Source organism: Acinetobacter sp. (assembly GCF_036659555.1).
Lineage (GTDB): Bacteria > Pseudomonadota > Gammaproteobacteria > Pseudomonadales > Moraxellaceae > Acinetobacter.
The window spans coordinates 1-18,741 of sequence record NZ_JAVXCI010000063.1 but is presented as its reverse complement, the minus strand read 5'-3'; the positions used below and the strand labels follow the sequence as shown (position 1 = coordinate 18,741).

At 50.7% G+C, this 18,741-nt stretch carries 14 protein-coding genes and 1 pseudogene; 6 read left to right on the top strand and 9 right to left on the bottom strand.

From position 1 onward, the window contains the following. The first annotated feature begins 200 nt into the window (after positions 1-200). From RSA72_RS09645 to RSA72_RS09635, 3 genes and pseudogenes are all read left to right on the top strand, one after another. A complete protein-coding gene (locus RSA72_RS09645; protein ID WP_332622957.1) occupies positions 201-563 on the top strand; it encodes an endonuclease domain-containing protein in 363 nt (120 codons plus the stop codon). A gap of 290 nt (positions 564-853) precedes the next feature. Then, positions 854-1,021: pseudogene (locus RSA72_RS09640) on the top strand (endonuclease domain-containing protein); the annotation flags it as partial. A 90-nt stretch (positions 1,022-1,111) separates the two neighbouring features. Next, positions 1,112-1,906, top strand: a complete 795-nt coding sequence (locus RSA72_RS09635; protein WP_332622956.1) for a hypothetical protein — start codon at positions 1,112-1,114, stop codon at positions 1,904-1,906. Between the two features lie 232 nt (positions 1,907-2,138). Here the strand turns inward: RSA72_RS09635 and RSA72_RS09630 are convergent, their stop codons facing one another. Continuing rightward, positions 2,139-5,030, bottom strand: a complete 2,892-nt coding sequence (locus RSA72_RS09630; RefSeq protein WP_332633111.1) for a valine--tRNA ligase — start codon at positions 5,028-5,030, stop codon at positions 2,139-2,141. A gap of 181 nt (positions 5,031-5,211) precedes the next feature. On the opposite strand from RSA72_RS09630, the gene RSA72_RS09625 reads away from it, so the two are divergent. From RSA72_RS09625 to RSA72_RS09615, 3 genes are read left to right on the top strand one after another with little or no spacing between them, the layout of a single operon-like run. Beyond that, positions 5,212-5,883 (top strand): hypothetical protein, encoded by a 672-nt coding sequence (locus RSA72_RS09625; RefSeq protein WP_332622319.1) that lies wholly within the window; start codon positions 5,212-5,214, stop codon positions 5,881-5,883. Between the two features lie 33 nt (positions 5,884-5,916). Beyond that, positions 5,917-6,723, top strand: coding sequence for an SDR family oxidoreductase (locus tag RSA72_RS09620; RefSeq protein ID WP_332622318.1), 807 nt, complete (start codon positions 5,917-5,919; stop codon positions 6,721-6,723). Next, entirely contained in the window at positions 6,720-7,427 is a 708-nt protein-coding gene (locus RSA72_RS09615; protein ID WP_332622322.1) for an ATP-binding protein, read from the top strand. Before RSA72_RS09620 ends, RSA72_RS09615 begins: the two co-directional genes overlap by 4 nt. A 63-nt stretch (positions 7,428-7,490) precedes the next feature. On the opposite strand, the gene RSA72_RS09610 is transcribed toward RSA72_RS09615, so the two are convergent. The 8 genes from RSA72_RS09610 to sdsA all read right to left on the bottom strand — a co-directional run bounded on the left by RSA72_RS09610 (position 7,491) and on the right by sdsA (position 18,266). Beyond that, entirely contained in the window at positions 7,491-7,928 is a 438-nt protein-coding gene (locus RSA72_RS09610; protein ID WP_332622317.1) for a YbjQ family protein, read from the bottom strand. 3 nt (positions 7,929-7,931) lie between these two features. After that, on the bottom strand, positions 7,932-8,288 hold the full coding sequence (locus tag RSA72_RS09605; protein ID WP_332622316.1) for a YbjQ family protein: 357 nt from the start codon (positions 8,286-8,288) through the stop codon (positions 7,932-7,934). Positions 8,289-8,515: 227 nt separating this feature from the next. Then, positions 8,516-9,967 carry a multidrug efflux RND transporter AdeIJK outer membrane channel subunit AdeK gene (gene adeK / locus RSA72_RS09600; protein WP_332622321.1) on the bottom strand — a complete coding sequence of 484 codons (1,452 nt, stop codon included), beginning with the start codon at positions 9,965-9,967 and terminating at the stop codon, positions 8,516-8,518. Next, positions 9,967-13,146, bottom strand: coding sequence for a multidrug efflux RND transporter permease subunit AdeJ (gene adeJ, locus RSA72_RS09595; RefSeq protein ID WP_332622315.1), 3,180 nt, complete (start codon positions 13,144-13,146; stop codon positions 9,967-9,969). Before adeJ ends, adeK begins: the two co-directional genes overlap by 1 nt. A gap of 12 nt (positions 13,147-13,158) precedes the next feature. Continuing rightward, positions 13,159-14,418, bottom strand: a complete 1,260-nt coding sequence (locus RSA72_RS09590) for an efflux RND transporter periplasmic adaptor subunit (protein WP_332622313.1) — start codon at positions 14,416-14,418, stop codon at positions 13,159-13,161. Positions 14,419-14,452: 34 nt separating this feature from the next. Next, a complete protein-coding gene (locus tag RSA72_RS09585) occupies positions 14,453-15,055 on the bottom strand; it encodes a phosphatase PAP2 family protein (protein ID WP_332622312.1) in 603 nt (200 codons plus the stop codon). Between the two features lie 154 nt (positions 15,056-15,209). After that, complete coding sequence (locus RSA72_RS09580; protein WP_332622311.1) at positions 15,210-17,261, bottom strand: site-specific recombinase; 2,052 nt, start codon at positions 17,259-17,261, stop codon at positions 15,210-15,212. 27 nt (positions 17,262-17,288) lie between these two features. Beyond that, complete coding sequence (gene sdsA, locus RSA72_RS09575; RefSeq protein WP_332622310.1) at positions 17,289-18,266, bottom strand: All-trans-nonaprenyl-diphosphate synthase; 978 nt, start codon at positions 18,264-18,266, stop codon at positions 17,289-17,291. Between the last annotated feature and the right edge of the window lie 475 nt (positions 18,267-18,741).

Sequence of the window (18,741 nt, the reverse complement as noted above, 5' to 3'; positions counted from 1 at the left end):
TTTAAAGCATATGAAAAAGGTGAGTGGGGTAGAGATGTTGTTGGGGCATGGGGTGTTTTAATTTCCCTCACCCCCTTGCGGAACAGTGTTCCTCATCCCAGAGGGAGAGGGAGCTGCAAGTGATTATATTCCTGCATAAATTTTATAATGAATGTTCCCTCTCCTTTTAGGAGAGGGCTAGGGAGAGGTAATAATAAAAAATGAAACTAGACCCGAAATTATTAGTATTCGCGAAAACCATGCGCCACACAGCTACAGATGCAGAAAACCTCATGTGGAAATTAATTCGCGCTAAACGCTTTATGAACCTGAAATTCCGCCGTCAGCATGTGATCGCGCCGTATATTGTGGATTTTTACTGTCATGAGATTAGTTTGGTCATTGAGCTAGATGGTAGTCAGCACGGTACAGATGATGCGATTGAATATGATGCTGAACGAACCAAGTTTTTAGAGGCTTTGGGTTTTAGGGTAGTGAGGTATTGGAATCATGAAGTTTTGCAGAATATGAATGTGGTTTTAGAGGATTTGTGGAATATTTGTCTGAAACTGAAAAATGATTAGTAATGAAAGCTCCTTCTCCTTCTGGGATGAGGAACACTGTTCCGCAAGGGGATGAGGGAGAGAATTAATAATGAAAAATCCTTAAAAGCAGACCTCTCCCTAACCCTCTCCTGAAAGGAGAGGGAACTTCATTGCGTATCGAATAACAAGTGAAGTCATAATGGATGCTCCCTCTCCCCACGGGAGAGGGTTGGGGTGAGGGTGAAAAATCTGCTATTTTCAGCCAAAAATAAAAACAGAATCCCCTGAATAAAAAGATCGACCCTCAACTTCTATTATTTGCCAAATCCATGCGAACCAATGCTATTGATGCAGAGCACTTAATGTGGTAACTACTTCGAGCAAAACGTTTTATGAATCTTAAATTTCGCAGATAGCATGTGATTGCACCCTATATTGTAGATTTTTACTGTCATGAAATTGGTTTAGTGATTGAGTTGTATGATTGTCAGTATGGAAAATTATATAAAACTTATATGATGAGTGTATTAATTTGATTTAGAATGGCTTTGATATCAATTATATCAACTTACTTTGGGTGGAAAAGCATGGAATTAGAAGAATTTAATAAAAAACAAGAGATCGCATTTCAGACTCGATTTGAGCATGAGCAACTCGAAATTTTAGAAATGGAAGATACGGAGTTTTTTGATGAAAAAATTGGGTTAATCTATAACTTATTAAATGATCTGGCTCGCAACGAAAATCTTTCTGAAAAAGTTCAATTACTTTTAGCTATTAAAAAATTAGACAGTTTATATAGTAATTTGGAGCTAAAAAAATATTTTGTAAGCAATAAAAATTTATTTGAATCAACCTTTGATATTTTACTTGGTCAAAATGATATTTTTCTTTTATATTATATCTTAGAGTCTGTAGAAATTTCTGAGTTAAGAAGAAGCAAGGTTCTACAAAAGTTAGAGGATTTAGGGCTTTCAGAAATATTGACAGAGCATCAATTATATAAATCTGTACATGATTTTAAATTTTCAGAAGAAGTACAATCTCAAATTTTAGATCATGAATATCATTTAGAGTATTTTGTGATTAATCCATATTTGACTGAATTAATCCAACTAAAAATTGTTCAATCAAATTATTATGAAATACATGAACATGCTGATGTATCATATATAGGTACGAGTGATTCAGAAAATGTATCAGATGATGGTTACATTGATATTGATGATTATCATATTGAATCAAAAGTAAATAAAGAATACATTTACCAAATTTTTGCTGAAAAAAATAAAAATATTAGTGAGTTGGCATTAATTGCATTGTTTAATAAAAATGATAGTCGAGTATTAAGGTCTTTGTCTAATCAAGGAAATTTGGATTGATTTAGACATTATTAATGCTTTTGTTCATTTAAATGCAATCAAAATTTAAGCTTATCTAAATCATTATTAATCAATTGAAAAAAACTTAGAAGAGAAGTTTAAGAGTCAATCTGAGTATTCGCAATATATTAAAGAAATAGATGTGATTCCATTTTGAAAATAATATTATAAAATTAATAAAGGGCTGAATAATCAGCCCTTTATACACAAATTAGATCAAACTAACAACACCTTACAGCGCTGCAATCTGCTCCATATTCGCCTTAATTTTCACTAACTGATCTGCAAACTCAGCCAGTTTAGCTTTCTCGCCTTCAACAACCGCAGCAGGTGCTTTCGCCACAAAACCTTCATTGCCCAGTTTAGTGGCAATTTGGTCATGCTGCTTTTGCACTTTGTCCAAGTCCTTCTGCAGGCGGCCCAATTCCGCTTTCGGGTCAATTAAACCCTTCATTGGAACAAATACAGACACATGGCCAACTACAGAAGAAGAAGACAATGGCGGCTGCTCAGCATCCGTCAAGAAAGTAATGCTTTCCACTTTTGCCAAAGCTTTAACCAATGCTTCAATACGCGCAATCTGCGCTTTTTCAGCTTCAGTGATGTTCTGCAGCAATACAGGCAGTAAGCGCGCATTGCCTAAGCCCATTTCACCGCGGATGTTGCGCACCGCGCCAATCAAGCCTTGCAGCCACTGCATGTCCGCTTCAGCCTGATCATTAATCAAGGCTGGGTCAGCAACAGGATAAGCCGCCGTCATAATGGTGTCGCCGCCCATGCCGATTTTCGGCGCAAGGGTTTGCCAGATTTCTTCAGTCAGGTAAGGCATCAGCGGATGCGCAAGGCGCAAAGACGCCTCCATTACCGCAAGAAGAACGCGGCGGACTTCCGCTTTGCGCTCTTCAGACACGCTTTCATCATTCAGAACCGGCTTGGTCAGCTCCACATACCAGTCGCAGTACTCATTCCAGATGAACTCGTAAACCGCTTGCGCAGCCAAGTCCAAACGGTAGGTTGCAAAGGCCTGCTGCACAGCCTGTTCCGCTTTCTGCAGGCGGCTGACAATCCACTGCTCAGGCAATTCCCACAGATCAGGGCGGGCTTCTTGGCCGACAGTTTGACCTTCCACATTCATCATCACAAAACGGGTGCCGTTCCAGATTTTGTTGCAGAAATTGCGGTAGCCTTCAACACGCTTCATGTCAAACTTAATGTCGCGGCCGGTGTTAGCCAGCGCGCAGAAAGTGAAGCGCACCGCGTCAGTGCCGTAAGCCTGAATGCCTTCAGGAAATTCCTTGCGCGTCGCTTTCTCAATCTTGGCGGCTTGTTTCGGGTTCATCAGGCCGGTGGTGCGCTTCTGCACCAAGGTTTCCAGATCCACGCCGTCAATCAAATCCAGCGGGTCAAGCACGTTGCCCTTAGACTTCGACATTTTCTGGCCTTCGCCGTCGCGCACCAGGCCGTGAACGTAAACCGTTTTAAACGGAACTTGCGCTGTACCGTCTTCATTTTTCATGAAGTGCAGCGTCATCATAATCATGCGGGCAACCCAGAAGAAAATGATGTCAAAGCCGGTCACCAGCACGTCAGTCGGGTGGAAGGTTTTGAGGAAATAGTTTTCCGCATCTTTCTGCGCGTCGCCGGTCCAGCCCAAGGTAGAGAAAGTCCAAAGCGCGGAAGAGAACCAGGTATCCAGCACGTCTTCGTCCTGGCTGAGTGCAACATCCGCAGGGATGCTGTTTTTCGCGCGCACTTCTTCTTCAGAACGGCCCACATAGATATTGCCTGCGGCGTCGTACCAGGCCGGAATGCGGTGGCCCCACCATAACTGGCGCGAAATGCACCAGTCTTGAATGTTGTTCATCCAAGACATGTACATATTGCTGTACTGTTCCGGCACGAACTTGATGTCGCCGTCCTGCACCGCTTTGATTGCTGGCTCAGCCAGCGGGGCAATTTTCACATACCACTGATCCGTCAATAATGGCTCAACAATCACGCCTGAACGGTCGCCGCGCGGCGCTTTCAAGTCATACGGCTGGATCTGCTCCAGCCAGCCTTCAGCTTCGGCCTGTTCAACCAGCTTTTTGCGCGCTGCAAAACGCTCTAAACCAATATAGTCCGCTGGGGCAGGAATGGTTTTAGAAATCTGTTCGCCGGCTTTGGCAATGTATTCAAACTCAGCCAGCACTTCAGCATTTTTGTTGAAGATGTTGATGATTGGCAGTCCGCAGCGCTTGCCGACGTCATAGTCGTTGAAGTCATGTGCAGGGGTGATTTTCACGCAGCCGGTGCCGAAGTCTTTTTCGACGTATTCATCCGCAACCACAGGCACAAGGCGGCCGCTGATCGGCAGGACGATGTTTTTGCCGACAAGGTGCGCATAGCGCTCATCTTCCGGGTGCACCGCAACAGCCGAGTCGCCCAGCAGGGTTTCCGGACGGGTGGTGGCAACCACTAAATAGTCGCGGCCGTCTTTGGTGCGCAATGCTTTATCTTCAAAGAAGTATTTGAAGTGCCACAGCGAGCCTTTTTCCTCAATGGATTCAACTTCCAAGTCAGACAGGGCCGTCTGCAGCTTAGGGTCCCAGTTCACCAGGCGCTTGCCGCGGTAAATCAGGCCGTCTTCATGCAGCTTGACAAAAACTTCCTTGACCGCATTGGACAGGCCTTCATCCATGGTGAAGCGTTCGCGTGACCAGTCTACAGAAGAACCTAAGCGGCGGATTTGACGGGTGATGGTGCCGCCGGACTGTTCTTTCCATTCCCAGATTTTATCAATGAATTTTTCACGGCCTAAGTCATGGCGGCTGATGTTCTGCGCGCCCAGCTGGCGTTCCACCACCATCTGCGTGGCGATGCCGGCATGGTCAGTGCCCGGCTGCCATAAGGTGTTTTTGCCGGACATGCGGTTGTAGCGCGTCAAGGCATCCATAATGGCATTGTTGAAGCCGTGGCCCATGTGCAGGCTGCCGGTGACGTTCGGCGGCGGAATCATCAGGCAGAAAGACTCGCCTTGTTGCGAAGGCTTGAAATAGCCGTTATCTTCCCAAGTCTGGTACCATTTTTTCTCGATCTCGGTAGGATCGTAAGTCGTAGCAATATTTTGCGCTGAATCAGTCATAGTTCAAAAGGATCAAAAGGGGATAAAAAATTGCACCTATTGTAGCAAAAAAAAATCAGCTTTAGGCAGGTTGGGCGAATGTAAACTTTCGCCAGTTGGCAGCCTGAGCAAGAGGCCTTATGATAAGCTCAGGATCAAAGCGCGAAGTTCGCTGAACACTATAAAAAAGGAGCCTGCAGCTATGAGTTATTCCATTTCTTTGAAAATTCTGCCAGAAACTCATCAGCGTTTTGCCGACATCCATCAAAAGCTCAATGCCGGCGATGCGGACAGCTTGGCCAAGCCGCTGGGTGAGAACCTGACGGATATCGCCTGCGAAATCATTGATCAGGTTTTTGGCGATATTGCCAAAATGTCAAAATCCGGCGACCGCGAATCGGAGAAAATCATTCAGCAGATTTTAGACACCACGCGCAAGTACATGCCGTGGTCGGTGTCCTTCTTCGGCAATGACCGCCTCAAGCCGATGGTGAACTACCTGCATGCGCTGACTTCGGAACAAGACGGGCATTTTTATATGACCTATCCGGTGGATAAGTCGCTGGTGATGGAGCTGCTGGGCTGCGTGGATCAGATGAAAGACGGCAACAATGAGTATGTTCCGCCTGCGCTGAAAGCCTTTAGCCAAGTGGTGGATCAGGGCGTGACACACCTGATCCGGGAGCCGAAAAAAATGCTGAAATTCAATATGGTGCTGGATAAAACCTTGAACGGGGTAATTCATGTCACCACGCAGCTGGGCTACCGGCGCTTTGACAAGCTGGGCACGCTGTATGATGCGCAGGCAATGAGCGGCTATTTCGATCATTTTCTGATTTTTTTGAATGATGAAGCGAAGTGGAAAAATCAATAAACTATTATGCTCTTTAAAAATAAGGAAAGCTTCATGGCAAAACGGGATGATTTAAGCGGCAAGGTGGTGTGGATCACCGGCGCGTCTTCCGGCTTGGGCAAAGCTCTGGCCAAAGAATGCGCGCTGCAGGGCGCGCAGGTGGTGCTGACGGCGCGCCGCCTTGACGAGCTGGAAAAAGTCCGGGTTTCGCTGCTGAATCCGGATCAGCACATCTCGGTTTGCGCAGACATCACCGATGAAAGCCAAGTCCGCCGCGCTTATGAGCAGGTGCTGCAGCAGAAGGGCCGCATCGACTGGCTGATCAACAATGCCGGCCTGAGCCAGCGCGCCCTGATTGCCGAGACCGCCATGCTGACTGAGCGCGCCATTATGGAAGTGGACTATTTTTCGCAGGTATTCCTGACCAAAACTGTTCTGCCGGCCTTCCTAAAGCAGAAATCCGGCCGCATCGCCTTTGTTTCCAGCGTGGCCGGCCTGCTGGGCACGCAGTACCGCGCATCATATTCGGCCGCCAAAGCAGCCATTCATATGTGGGCCAACAGCCTGCGCGCGGAAGTGGCGGATCAGGGCATTGACGTTTCGGTGATTTTCCCCGGCTTTGTAAAAACCAATGTGTCATTCAATGCGCTGAACGGCGAGGGCAAGGCGCAGGGCCATCAGGACGAGGCGATTGAAAATGGCCTGGAAGCGGATGAGTTTGCGCAGATTGCGGTCAAAGCCCTGCTGGCCGGCGAGGAATATATTGTGGTGGGCGGCCGTAAAGAAAAACTGGGGGTGCTGGTGTCCCGGCTTTCGCCTAAAATTTTGTATAAAATGATCCGTAAAGCCAGAGTTAAATAACCGTGGATACCCGTAAAAAAGCCGTCTTCAACTGGAGCGGCGGCAAAGATTCCGCCTTGGCGCTGCATAAAGCGCTGCAGCAGAATCAGTTTGATGTGATTGCATTATTAACCACAGTCAATGAAGGCACGCAGCTGTCTTCCATGCATGCCATTCCGCATGCGCTTTTAGTGAAGCAGGCGGAGAGCATCGGCATTCCGCTTTATCCAGTATTTTTGCCGAAAGATGTTGAAATTTATCAGCAAAGAATGCTGGAGGCTGTGAATCACTTTATTGCGCAGGGGGCCGAGCATTTTATTTTTGGAGATATCCATTTAAGCGATGTGCGCAAATACCGGGAAGATCAGCTGCATCCTCTGGGAATTGAAGTGGTTGAGCCTTTGTGGAATCAAAATTCGGCTGAAGTCATGCAGGATTTTTTAGCTTCAGGCATTAAGACGAAAATTGTTGTGGCGGATGCCGGCAAGCTGGATGAAGCTTTTATCGGGCAGGACATCAGCGCAGCGCTGATTGATGCCATGCCCGCAGGTATTGATGTGTGCGGTGAAAATGGCGAATATCACACTTTTGCCTATGCCGGCGGGCCGTTTAAGCATCCGGTGGATTTCAGCATTGCCGATGTGCGCAGGCTGTCTTATCAGTTTAAATTGGATAGCGGAGAAGAAACTTTCTATCACTATTGGCAAGCAATTTTTGAGCAGTAGAACGTTGATTTAGCGTTGATTTGATGCCCCGCCGCATGCACGGCGGGGCATCAAATGCCATTTTCAAGGGTTGCGGATGGCTGTGCCGTAAGCAAATACTTCCACCATGCCGCCCTGCATGCCGAGTTCAGTCGTGCTTAAGCGCAGGCCCATAATCTGCGCTGCGCCGAGTTTTTCAGCTTCCAGCTTTAAGCGCACAACTGCTTCGCGCCGCGCGCGTTCCACCACGCTTTCATAGCTGGTCAGGCGCCCGCCAAAAAAGTTCTGGATATTGGCAATCACATATTTAAAGTAATCATGCGAAATCACCACATTGCTGCTGACCAGCTGGCCAAAATCATCGCTGGTTTTAAAGCGGCTGCTGTCCAGCTGGATATAGGCCAGGCGCTTTTCCTGAGCTTCCAGTTCTTTTAAATGCTTTTGTTCCGCATGCCGGCCAAAGCCCCAGCCCACGGCAAATAAAATCACAAAAAGCGCGGCTTTAAAAATCAAAGCATCCATGGCTTAGCCCTGAGCAGGGAAGGGATTGGCCAGCTTTGGCGCAATGGCTTCAACCCGCACCGCCGTGCCGTAGACAAACAGTTCAGAAGCGCCCTGCGCGATATTGGAAGTTGAAAAGCGGATGCCGACTACGGCATTTGCGCCTAAGCCGCGGGCTTTTTCAATCATGCGCTGCATGGCTTCCTGGCGCGATTCTTCCAGAAGTTCGGTATAGCCTTTCAGCTCACCGCCGACGATATTTTTCAGGCCGGCCATAAAGTCGCGGCCGGCGTGCTTGCTGCGCACGGTGCTGCCGTAGACGACGTCCAGCTGCTGGGTAATGGTATGGCCGGGAACAGATTCAAGGTTACTTAGAAGCATTGTTGAAATTTGTTATGCAGAATGATGCCTAGAAGATAGGCAAACTGCATCAAAAAAGCAATAAAAAAGCCCACCGAAGTGGGCATGCTGCTCAGTTAAGCGTAATTTCATTATTGCTCATTGATAAATCTCCTCTAACCCCTCTTTTGCAAAGAGGGCCAGGGAGGATTAAAAAAGCTTAACCAATCCGCACACCCGCCGAAGTGAGCTTTTAAAAGATGCAGAACTTATTTAGCTGCAGCTTGGCGTTCAGCCGATGAAGGCAGCGCTTGAACGGCATCTGAGCTGCTGGCTTTAATGCCGCCGCCCAGGGACTTGTACAGTTCAACTTGATTGTTCAGGTTGGCCTGTTCCAGCAGCAGCAGGCCTTGCTCTGCGGCGTAAGACGTCCGCTGCGCATCCAGCACCGTCAAATAGTTGTCAATGCCTGCGCGGAAGCGGGCATTCGACAGCTTGTAAGTGGTATTGGTGGCATCGACCAGGCGGCGCTGCGCGGAAATGCGGTCGCCGATGTTCTGGCGCACAGCCAGCGCATCGTTGACTTCGCTGAATGCGGTCTGCACAGATTTTTCATAGTCTGACAAAGCAATCTGCCGGTCAGTTTCTGAAATTTTCACATTGGCTTTGCGCGTGCCCCAGTCCCAGAGCGGAATGTCCAGGCTTGGGCCGACAGACCAGATGAAAGCGCCTGATTTAAACAGGTCGCTCAGGTCAGTCGATGCATAGCCGGCGGAACCGGTCAGGCTGATGGTCGGGAATAATTTCGCTTTGGCAGCGCCAATATTCGCGCCGGCAGCGGACAGCTTATATTCCGCAGCCCGGACATCCGGACGGTTGTTCAGCAGGTCGCTTGGCAAGCCCGCGCCAATCGCGCTGTTTGCGGTAATGCGGCTGACGCGCTGATTCGGCAGCAGGTTTGCAGGAACCTGCTGGCCCACCAGAAGGTTCAGCGTATTCTGCGCCTGAGCCACCTGGGTTTTGTAGTTCGCTACGTCATTGCGCGCAGTTTCGACAGAAATCTGCGCCTGGCGCACCGGCACTTCACTGTCAATGCCGACATCAAAGCGCTTTTTGTTCAGGTTGAATGATTCAAGCTGCGCTTTAAGGGTCTGATCCGCCAGCTTTAAGTTGGCATTGGCAAAAGAATAGCTGAGCCATGCCTGGGCAACTTGGCCAACGAGCGCGATCTGCGTTGCATCACGCGCGCTTGCGGTAGCCAAGTAGCTGTCCAGGGCATTGTCTTTCAGGCTGCGGACACGGCCCCAGAAATCCAGTTCATACGCCGTCACGCCTAAGCCGACATTGTAGGAGGTCACCGGCTTCTGCGAATTGAGCGTGTCTTGGCGCAATACGCCGCCGCTGGCGCCGATTGTCGGAAGCTGGTTGTTGGAGGTGATCTGGTACTGCTGCTGCGCGCGCTGAATATTCAGCGCGGCAATGCGCAGGTCACGGTTATTGGCCAATGCCAGATCCAGCACCTGAGTCAAGCGCTGGTCAGCAAAGAAATCTTTATAGCCTTGGGCTGCGGCGGATGAACCTGAAGCATAGCTGCTGAAGCCTTCAGGAATATTCGCCTGAGCGGCCGGTTCTGGACCGCGCATGCTTTGGCAGGCAGCCAAAGCAAGCGCAAGTGAAGAAACCGCAATGCTACGACCTGCAATAGACCATACTTTTTGCATCACGATGTTTGCTCCTGATTGTTTTGTTTCTTAGGTTTGTATTTAAAGATGCTGCGAATCCAAACAAAGAAGACTGGAATGAAGAAAATACCTAAAAGCGTAGAGCTGATTACGCCGCCAAGCACGCCATAACCGACAGAATGCTGGCTTCCCGCACCTGCGCCGCTTGCAAGGGCTAATGGCAAAACACCAAAACCGAAAGCAAGGGTGGTCATGATAATTGGGCGCAAACGCATTTTCGCCGCATGCAGGGTTGCATCAAACAGGTCTTCGCCTTTTTCCTGCAGTTCTTTGGCGAATTCTACAATCAGAATCGCGTTCTTCGCAGAAAGGCCAATTACGGCAACAATTGCGACCTGGAAGTAGATGTTGAATGACAGGTTCGGGTCACCCTTAATCACCATGCCCAGCCACGTCAAAGTAAATGCGCCGATAATGCCGAGCGGCACAACCAGCAGTACAGAAATTGGAATCGCCCAGCTTTCATACAGCGCTGAAAGGCACAGGAACACAATCAATAAAGAAAGGATCAATAAAGGCAGGGTCTGGTTGCCGGAATCACGCTCTTCTAAAGACAAGCCTGTCCATTCATAGTCAAAGCCTTGCAGGCCCATAGACGGCAGCTTGCCAATGATTTCTTCCATCGCCAGCATCGCATCGCCCGAACTTACACCCGGTGCAGGCATGCCTTGAATGTTGACCGATGATACGCCGTTGTAGCGCTCCAGGCGCGGTGAGCCGTAGGTCCATTCGCCCGTTGCAAATGCAGAGAACGGAACCATTTCGCCTTTGTTGTTGCGCACATACCACTTGTTCAAGTCTTCAGGCATCATGCGCGTATCGGATTCGCCCTGAACATAAACTTTCTTCACGCGGCCGCGGTCAACGAAGTCATTGATGTACGCGCCGCCCCAAGCCATGCTCATGGTGCTGTTAATATCGCTGACACTCACGCCCATTGCGCCGGCTTGCGCCTGATCAATGGTGATCTGGTACTGCGGTGTATCTTCCTGGCCGTTTGGACGCACGCCTGCAAGACGCTTGTCTTGCGATGCCATGCCTAAAATCGCATTGCGGGCAGCAATCAGTTTTTCATGCCCTTGGCCGCTGACATCCTTTAACTGAATGTCAAAGCCGGAAGCCACGCCTAGCTCAGGCATTGCCGGCAGCTGCAATGGCATGATGTAGGAAGCGTCTTTCACGATCATGTTCAATGCCATGCCGCGCTGAATGATCGCGCCAATCTGCGATTCAGGCGTGGCGCGCTCGCTCCAGTCTTTCAGCTTGATAAAGGCCAGGCCGGCGTTCTGACCGACACCCGTGAACGAGAAGCCGGAAACTGTAAAGATAGACTCCACATGCTCTTTTTCCTTATTCAGGAAGTAATCAGTCATGGTGGTGATGACTTTGTCGGTGCGCTCAAGGCTTGCGCTTGGCGGCAGCTGCACCAGCGTCATGACGACGCCTTGGTCTTCTTCCGGTAGGAATGAAGACGGCAAGACTTTGTACAGGCCGGCTAAGGAGGCAATCACGGCAATATAAATCACACCAGAGAAGATCTTATGGTGCGTCATGCGGTTGACGCCGCCTTGGTATTTTTCCGCCAGCTTGTCAAAGCCGCGGTTAAAGCCGCGGAAGAAGCGCGCAAAAATGCTATTGCTTTCAGGCTTGTTCGGATCGTGCTGTTTCAGCAGGGTCGCGCACAGGGCAGGGGTAAAGGTCAAGGCGACAATCAGCGACAGAATCATCGCTGTAACCAGCGTGATGGAGAACTGGCGGTAAATTACCCCGGTTGTGCCGCTGAAGAATGCCATAGGCACGAATACTGCGGTGAGTACGCTGGTAATGCCGACCAGGGCGCCGGAAATCTGCTGCATGGATTTTTCTGTCGCAGCCACAGGGTCAAGATGCTCTTCCTGCATGACCCGTTCGACGTTTTCAACTACAACAATCGCATCATCGACCAAAAGGCCAATCGCCAGCACCATGGCGAACATGGTTAAGGTGTTGATGGAGAAGCCGAAAACATTGATCACTGCAAAGGTGCCCAGTACAACCACAGGAACCGCAAGCGTAGGAATAATCGTCGCGCGCCAGTTCTGCAGGAACAGGAACATGACGATAAACACCAGAATGACCGCTTCAATCAGGGTGTGCACCACACTTTCAATTGAAAGCTTAATAAACGGCGTGGTGTCGTAAGCGAGCTGGTCTTTCAGGCCGTCCGGGTAGTTTTTGCGCAGCTCGTCTAGGCGCTCTTCTACAGCAGCAGCTGTATCTAAAGCGTTTGCGCCAGTAGCGAGTTTAATCGCAACACCGCCGGCAGGCTTGCCGTTAAATTTAGAATCAAACTGATAGTTGTCTGAACCTAATTCCACCCGCGCAACGTCGCCTAAGCGGACTTGAGCGCCGGAAGCGGTATTTTTCAGGAAGATGTTTTTAAACTGTTCCGGCGTCTGCAGCATGCTTTGCGCATTCACAGTCGCGTTCAGCACTTGGCCTTGAACCGCGGGCGCGCCGCCCAGCTGGCCTACAGCCACCTGCGCGTTTTGCGTTTTAAGCGCAGCTGCGATATCGCTTGGCGTCACCTGCAGGCTGGTCATTTTCGCCGGGTCCAGCCAGATGCGCATGGCGTATGAGCCGCCAAACACCTGCACTTCACCCACGCCTGCAACACGGCTCAGCGATTCAGAAATGTTGGAGTTTACATAGTCCTTAATGTCGGCAGCGGACAGGCTTTCATCCGGAGAGTAGAAAGCGATAACCTGCATGAAGCTGGCGCCGGATTTGGTGACTTTCACGCCTTGGCGCTGCACGTCTTCCGGCAAAAGCGCGGTGGCCGACTGCAGCTTGTTCTGCACCTGCACCTGCGCAATATCCGGGTCAATCCCTTGCTCAAAGTTCAAGTTGATTGACGCCTGGCCATTGCCGGCGCTGTTGGATGAAATATAGCGCAGGCCGTCAAGGCCATTCATCTGCTGTTCAATGATCTGCGTCACGGTGTTTTCAACCGTTTGCGCAGAAGCGCCAGGATAAGTTGCCGCGATGGTCACCGTTGGCGGCGCAATCGTCGGATATTGGGCAACCGGCATTTTAGTCAGCGTGAGAATACCCGCCAGCATAATGACCAGTGCAATCACCCATGCAAAGATGGGGCGGTGAATAAAAAATTGAGCCATTCAGTCTACCCCTTATGCATTTGAAGCAGCTTTTTGTTCAGTTTTGGCTTCAGCTGCTGGGGCCGGCTTTGCTTGCCCTGCTGCAGGCTGCTGCGCGCCTTGAGGGGCTGCGGCTTGCGGCTGATAAGGCTTTGCAGTAACTTTTTGTTCCGGCTTAACTTTTGCAATGCCGTCTACAATGACTTTGTCGCCAGTTTTTAAGCCGGCAGTGACAATCCAGTCTTTGCCCTGCACGCCTGCAGTGGTGACAGGACGCGGTTCTGCAGCGCCTTTTTCATTGACAATCATTGCCATGGCCTGGCCTGTCGGCGTGCGGGTAATGGCCGCCTGCGGAATCAGCATGGCGTTTGGAATGACCGCCTGCACAATTTGCGCTGTGGCGAACATGCCGGGAAGCAGCAGGTGATTCGGGTTCGGGAATACTGCGCGCAATGTGACTGTGCCGGTATCCGGATTGACGCTGGCGTCGGAGAATGCCAGGCGGCCTTCTACAGGGTAGTCGCTGCCGTCTTCAAGCTTCAGCTTCACCGTGGTGTTGTTGCTGCTGTTCAGGCTGCCTTTGCTCAGCTGCTGGCGCAGGCGCAGCAGTTCAGCGCTGGACTGGTTAATGTCCACATAAATCGGGTCTAAGCGCTGAATGGTGACCATCGGCGTTGCCTGGCCGGAAGTGACTAAAGCGCCGGCAGTGACTGTAGAGCGGTTGGTTTGGCCGGAAATCGGCGCGCGCACAACTGAATAGCCTAAATCAATTTCCGCGCTCTTGATTTGCGCCTGCGCTGCGGCCACTTGCGCTTCAGTCACTTTGACGCTGCCCAGCAGGTCATCATATTCCTGCTTAGACACGGCATTGATTGAAACCAGCTGCTGATAGCGGCTGAGCTTGGTGCGCAGCGCGTTTAAATTCGCCTGCTGCTGCAGCATGGCGGCTTTGGTGCTTTCCAAAGCCGCGCGGTTACTGCGCGAGTCCAGCTCATACAGCGCTTGGCCTTCACGCACATAGCCGCCTTCAGCAAACAGGCGCTTCAGAACCACGCCGCTGGTTTGCGGGCGCACTTCAGAAATTTCAAAGGCTGTCGTGCGGCCGGAAAGTTCTACCGACTGTTCCACGCTTTGCGGCTGAGCAACGACTACACCGACCTCAGTTGGAGGCATTTGCTGGGCTGCCCCGGCTTGCTGTGCATCTTTTGGATCTTTGCCGCAGCCGACAAGCGCAATGCTTGCCGCTAATGCGCAAGCAGTCAGGGCGGGTGCCCAAAGCTTTGCAGACCTCATTCTTTCACCTCAATAGATTCTTATCTGAAATTCTTTATTTATTTGCGCTTGGGTATTTGGCCATAAGCCAATACAGAAGCGTGATCCAAATAAAACTTATGCTCCAGCCAGAAAGGACATCGGAAGGATAATGCGCGCCGGCATAGACTCTGGATACGCCCATCAGCAGTATCCATGCGCTTGCCAGCAGGCAGATCAGCGCATGCTTTGAATGCTGCCGGTAAATGTACATCGCTAAGCAGCCCAGTGCTGCTGCATAAAGGCTGTGCCCGCTTGGAAATGAATCTCCATATGTTTTTACCAGAAAATACATTTCAGGCGGGCGCGGTCTTGAGATGAGGCATTTGAGCAGCCAGGCGAGGCTGATGCTTCCGATAATTCCTGTACTGATAAAAACAATATCTGAGTATTTTTTATACCACGCCAGATGCAAACACCAAAGCGCGGCTAAAAATAATACAAAAGGCATGCCGCCCGCTGCTGAAAATCCGGCTGCTAAGTTATTCAAACTATTCAGGCGGTGCTGATGCATCCACTGCACCGCAGCCCAGTCAAACTGAGCAAGCTGCGGAACATTTAAGATCAACACACTGATAATTAATAAAAAACAACCGAGGAAAAGCAACAGCTTCGGCATGCTTATATCCTTGTCATTTTAACCGCTCAATATTCACGGTTAATTCGTGGGGTAAAGTGTACTCATCAGTACACTTTATTTCAAGTGTGCGTAAATTATGCTAATTTCTTTTTTGTGTTTTTTTAACACTCAGTAATATAAATTAACAAATCCCTTAATGAATATTCTTTTGCGAAGGCGCTGCGTCTTCAATTTCCAGCGGCTGTTTCGGCGGCCAGAAAAAATCGCTCGGACGGGTTAAAAAGTGCGTCAGCACCAGTTTGGCCAGCGGCTTCCACTGTTCAAAGCGCACGCGGCGCGCGCGCAGCGCCACAATAATGGTCAAGGTGAAGCTGACGAACAGGTTAGTCAGGCCGATGCAGATGACGCCCAGAAAGGACACAATGATCAGGCCGATTTCAGGGCTGCCGTTAATGCACATCAGGCCCTGCATGAAATTGGCGGAGGCGAAGGCAATATGGCGGATATCCAGCGGCAGGCCCAGAATAAAGCCCAGCGTGCCCATGCTTCCCAGCATGATCCCGAAGAGGAAGTTCCCGGCCAGCGCGCCGAGGTTGCGCTCTATATAGGCCGCGAACTTATCCAGGCGCTTCTGGCCCAGCATGCGCTTCAGGGACGAATGCGCCTGCAGGCGCGGGCCAACCTTGCGGTAGATGGCCATATTGTCAAAATAGCCGGCCAGCAGCCCGGATAAAAACAGGCAAACCCCGGCAATGGCGGCATGCGGAACGGCCAGCGAGGTAAACGGGTCTAAGCTGTGCAGCAGGCTGGAGGCTTTGGCGTGATTCAGCAGCGGTTCATCCATGCCTGCCTGCCAGAAATAGGTGATCAGCGCCGCCGTGGGGATGGCAATCGAAATATTGCCCAGAATCGCAATAAACTGGGTGCGGATAATATTGATAATCAGCGCGGCCAGTTCGGCAATCTGCGCATTTTTAGAGCCTTTGCGGTGCTGTACGGTAGCCGCCAGCGCCGCTGCGGTCATCGCCGGCTGCTTGGTGGCAACGGTGAAATGCAGCACATGAATCAGCATAAAGCCCAGCGCATAGTTCATGCTGAAGATAAAAGCCTGCATCAATGGCGCCAGAATCAGCCGCGCGGACAAAACCTTCAGCGAGGCCATGGCGGCGATAATCACCCCGGCGCCGGCGGCGGCTTTGTACATGCCGATAAAGCCTTTTTTGTCGGTGCTGACGTAATGCTCGCCGGTTTTGCTGGCGTTTTCAGTCACCTGAAGCGCAATCAGCTCGCTGTTGGCGGCCAGCAGCGAGCGCACGCTGCGTTCGCTGTACAGCGCATCGGTAATGTCGACCAGCAGCGCGCCAATTGAGCCGTAGCGCAGGTCATCATCCTCGGCAATCAAAGTCAGCAGGATTTCAATGCGGTCCAGGCACTGCTCCAGCAGCGACAGCAGATAGGTCAGGCTGATGCTGACGCCGCTGCGCTTGGTGGCGCGCCGGATTTTCAGCACCACTTCACGGCACTGATCCAGCATGACCAGCGCCTGAGAGGCGTCCGGCGGCGGCACGGCGCTGACTTGATCAGCGTTTTGATGCAGCCGCTTGCACTGCTGGATGAAATCGATGATTTCGCGGTTCTGCACTAAAAACGGCGATTCGTACTCGGTCAGTTCCGGGTGCGCATTGATGAATTCCGGATACAGCCCAATGCCGCTGACGCGGTAAGACAGCACGGTAATGGCCTTGATCAGCTCGAAACGGATGCGCTTCTTTTCATCCTGATTGCCGTGCCCCTGATTCAGCAGCCGGAACAGCTTTTGCCAGCTGCGCTCCTCAATGCTGTCCAGCCAGTATTTGTCGCTGCGCTGATGAAATACCCGGCGCACCAAGTCCTGCAGCTGGCTTTCATCGTTGATTAAGGGCAGGAAATGCGCGCCCAGGCGCTGAAACAGCTGATTCCAGAAGCCGTCCAGAGACAGAATGCCGGTATCTGCATACAGGCCGGTTTGCTTGTACTGGCTGACCAGGCCGAGCGTGAAGCTCTGCAGGGTAGAGGCCGCAGCCGGAGTCAGCAGCAGGGCCGTATAAAATGCTTCAAATTTATGCTGTATTTCATCGCTGTTTTTTGTATCGGCCGGGCGGATGCGGCCAATCAGCTCAATCAGTAAGTTTTCGTCCAGCACAGCTTGACGGGCATCAAGCTGCTGCTGCATTTTTAGAAATAAATCATTAAATTTTATATGCATAAGCAATGAGTAACAGGCTCTTCAGTTTTATTGAATTCGGTGCAGCGCCAGCTTGGCCAAATTACTCAAAGCGCGGCGGTACTCGCTGTCAGGCAGCGCCTGCAGGGCTTTAAGCGCGGCGTCGGTTTCTTCGGTCGCGCGCAGGCTGCAGTAGTCTAAAGCGCCGGAGCTTTGAACAATTGAAATCACGCGCTCAAGATCGGCGGTGCCGCCCGTCGCAATGCTGCGGCGGATCACCGCGTGGTCTTCGCCGGCGGTGTTTTTCAATGCAGAGATTAAAGGCAAGGTCGGCTTGCCTTCCATTAAATCATCGCCGATATTTTTACCTAATGTTTCAGCGTCGGAAGTGTAGTCCAGAATGTCATCAATAATCTGAAAGGCGTTGCCGAAATGGCCGGCAAATTTGCGCAGCGGTTCGCGGTACTCCGGCTTGCCGGATAAGATGGCCGCGCCTTCAGTCGCCAGTTCAAACAGGCGCGAGGTTTTGCCGTGAATAATGTCTAAATAGGTTTGCTCTGTGGTTTCAGGCTGATGCTGCGACTGCAGCTGCAGCACTTCGCCTTCGGCGATTTCACAGGTGCCGGTGGAAAAGTCTTTCAGCAGGGCCATGCTGTCTAAATCGACCAGCAGGTCAAAAGAGCGCGAAATCAGGAAGTCGCCGACCAGCACCGCGGTCTGATTGTTCCAGGTTGCATTGGCTGTCGGGCGGCCGCGGCGCAGGCCGGATTCATCGACCACGTCATCATGCACCAGCGTTGCGGTATGCAGCATTTCAATGATGGCTGCCAGCTTGCGGTGCTTGTCCAAATCTTCCGCGCCGCAGGCCTTGGCCGCCAGCAGGCACATGATTGGGCGCATGCGCTTGCCGCCGGCCTCCACCACATGCTTGCTGACCGCCATGACCAGCGCGACTTTTGAGGTGATTCCTTCGTTGATAAATGTGTCCATCGCGGCAAAGTCAGTAGCAACAGGAGCGAGAACGTCTTGCTTAAAATCGATGGTCATGTGAAGAAAAACCTCAGTAATCTTGAATTGCTGCCGTAGTTTAGCAATTTGACATAATAATTGCAGAAAAGAAGCCAGCCGGCTGATTTAAAATTAACGGGTAATTTCAAATCGGCGCGCGGGCCCAGATCTTCCCATGCGGAAATGAACTGCAGGGCAGTTCAGGCCGGCATTTTGCCATTAACATAAAGTCTATAGTAGCGAATTGATTTTAAAAATCTATTTGAATTTTTGAAAGCCGTATAATCGGCAGGCATCCATCGGCTCAGGCGGGGAGCGCGGCCTGTTAAGCAATCGCTGCTTCTCGATAATATTTTGTGCAAATGGCTTGTTGTTTGCCTGTTTATCGCTTAAAATCCTTGCCCTTGTATAACCCCAGTGGCGGTCGTATTAAGATCGGTATATTCCTTTACCGGCACGGCGACACGGGCATGTTTGGAGTACATTATGTACGCAGTAATCCAAAGCGGTGGTA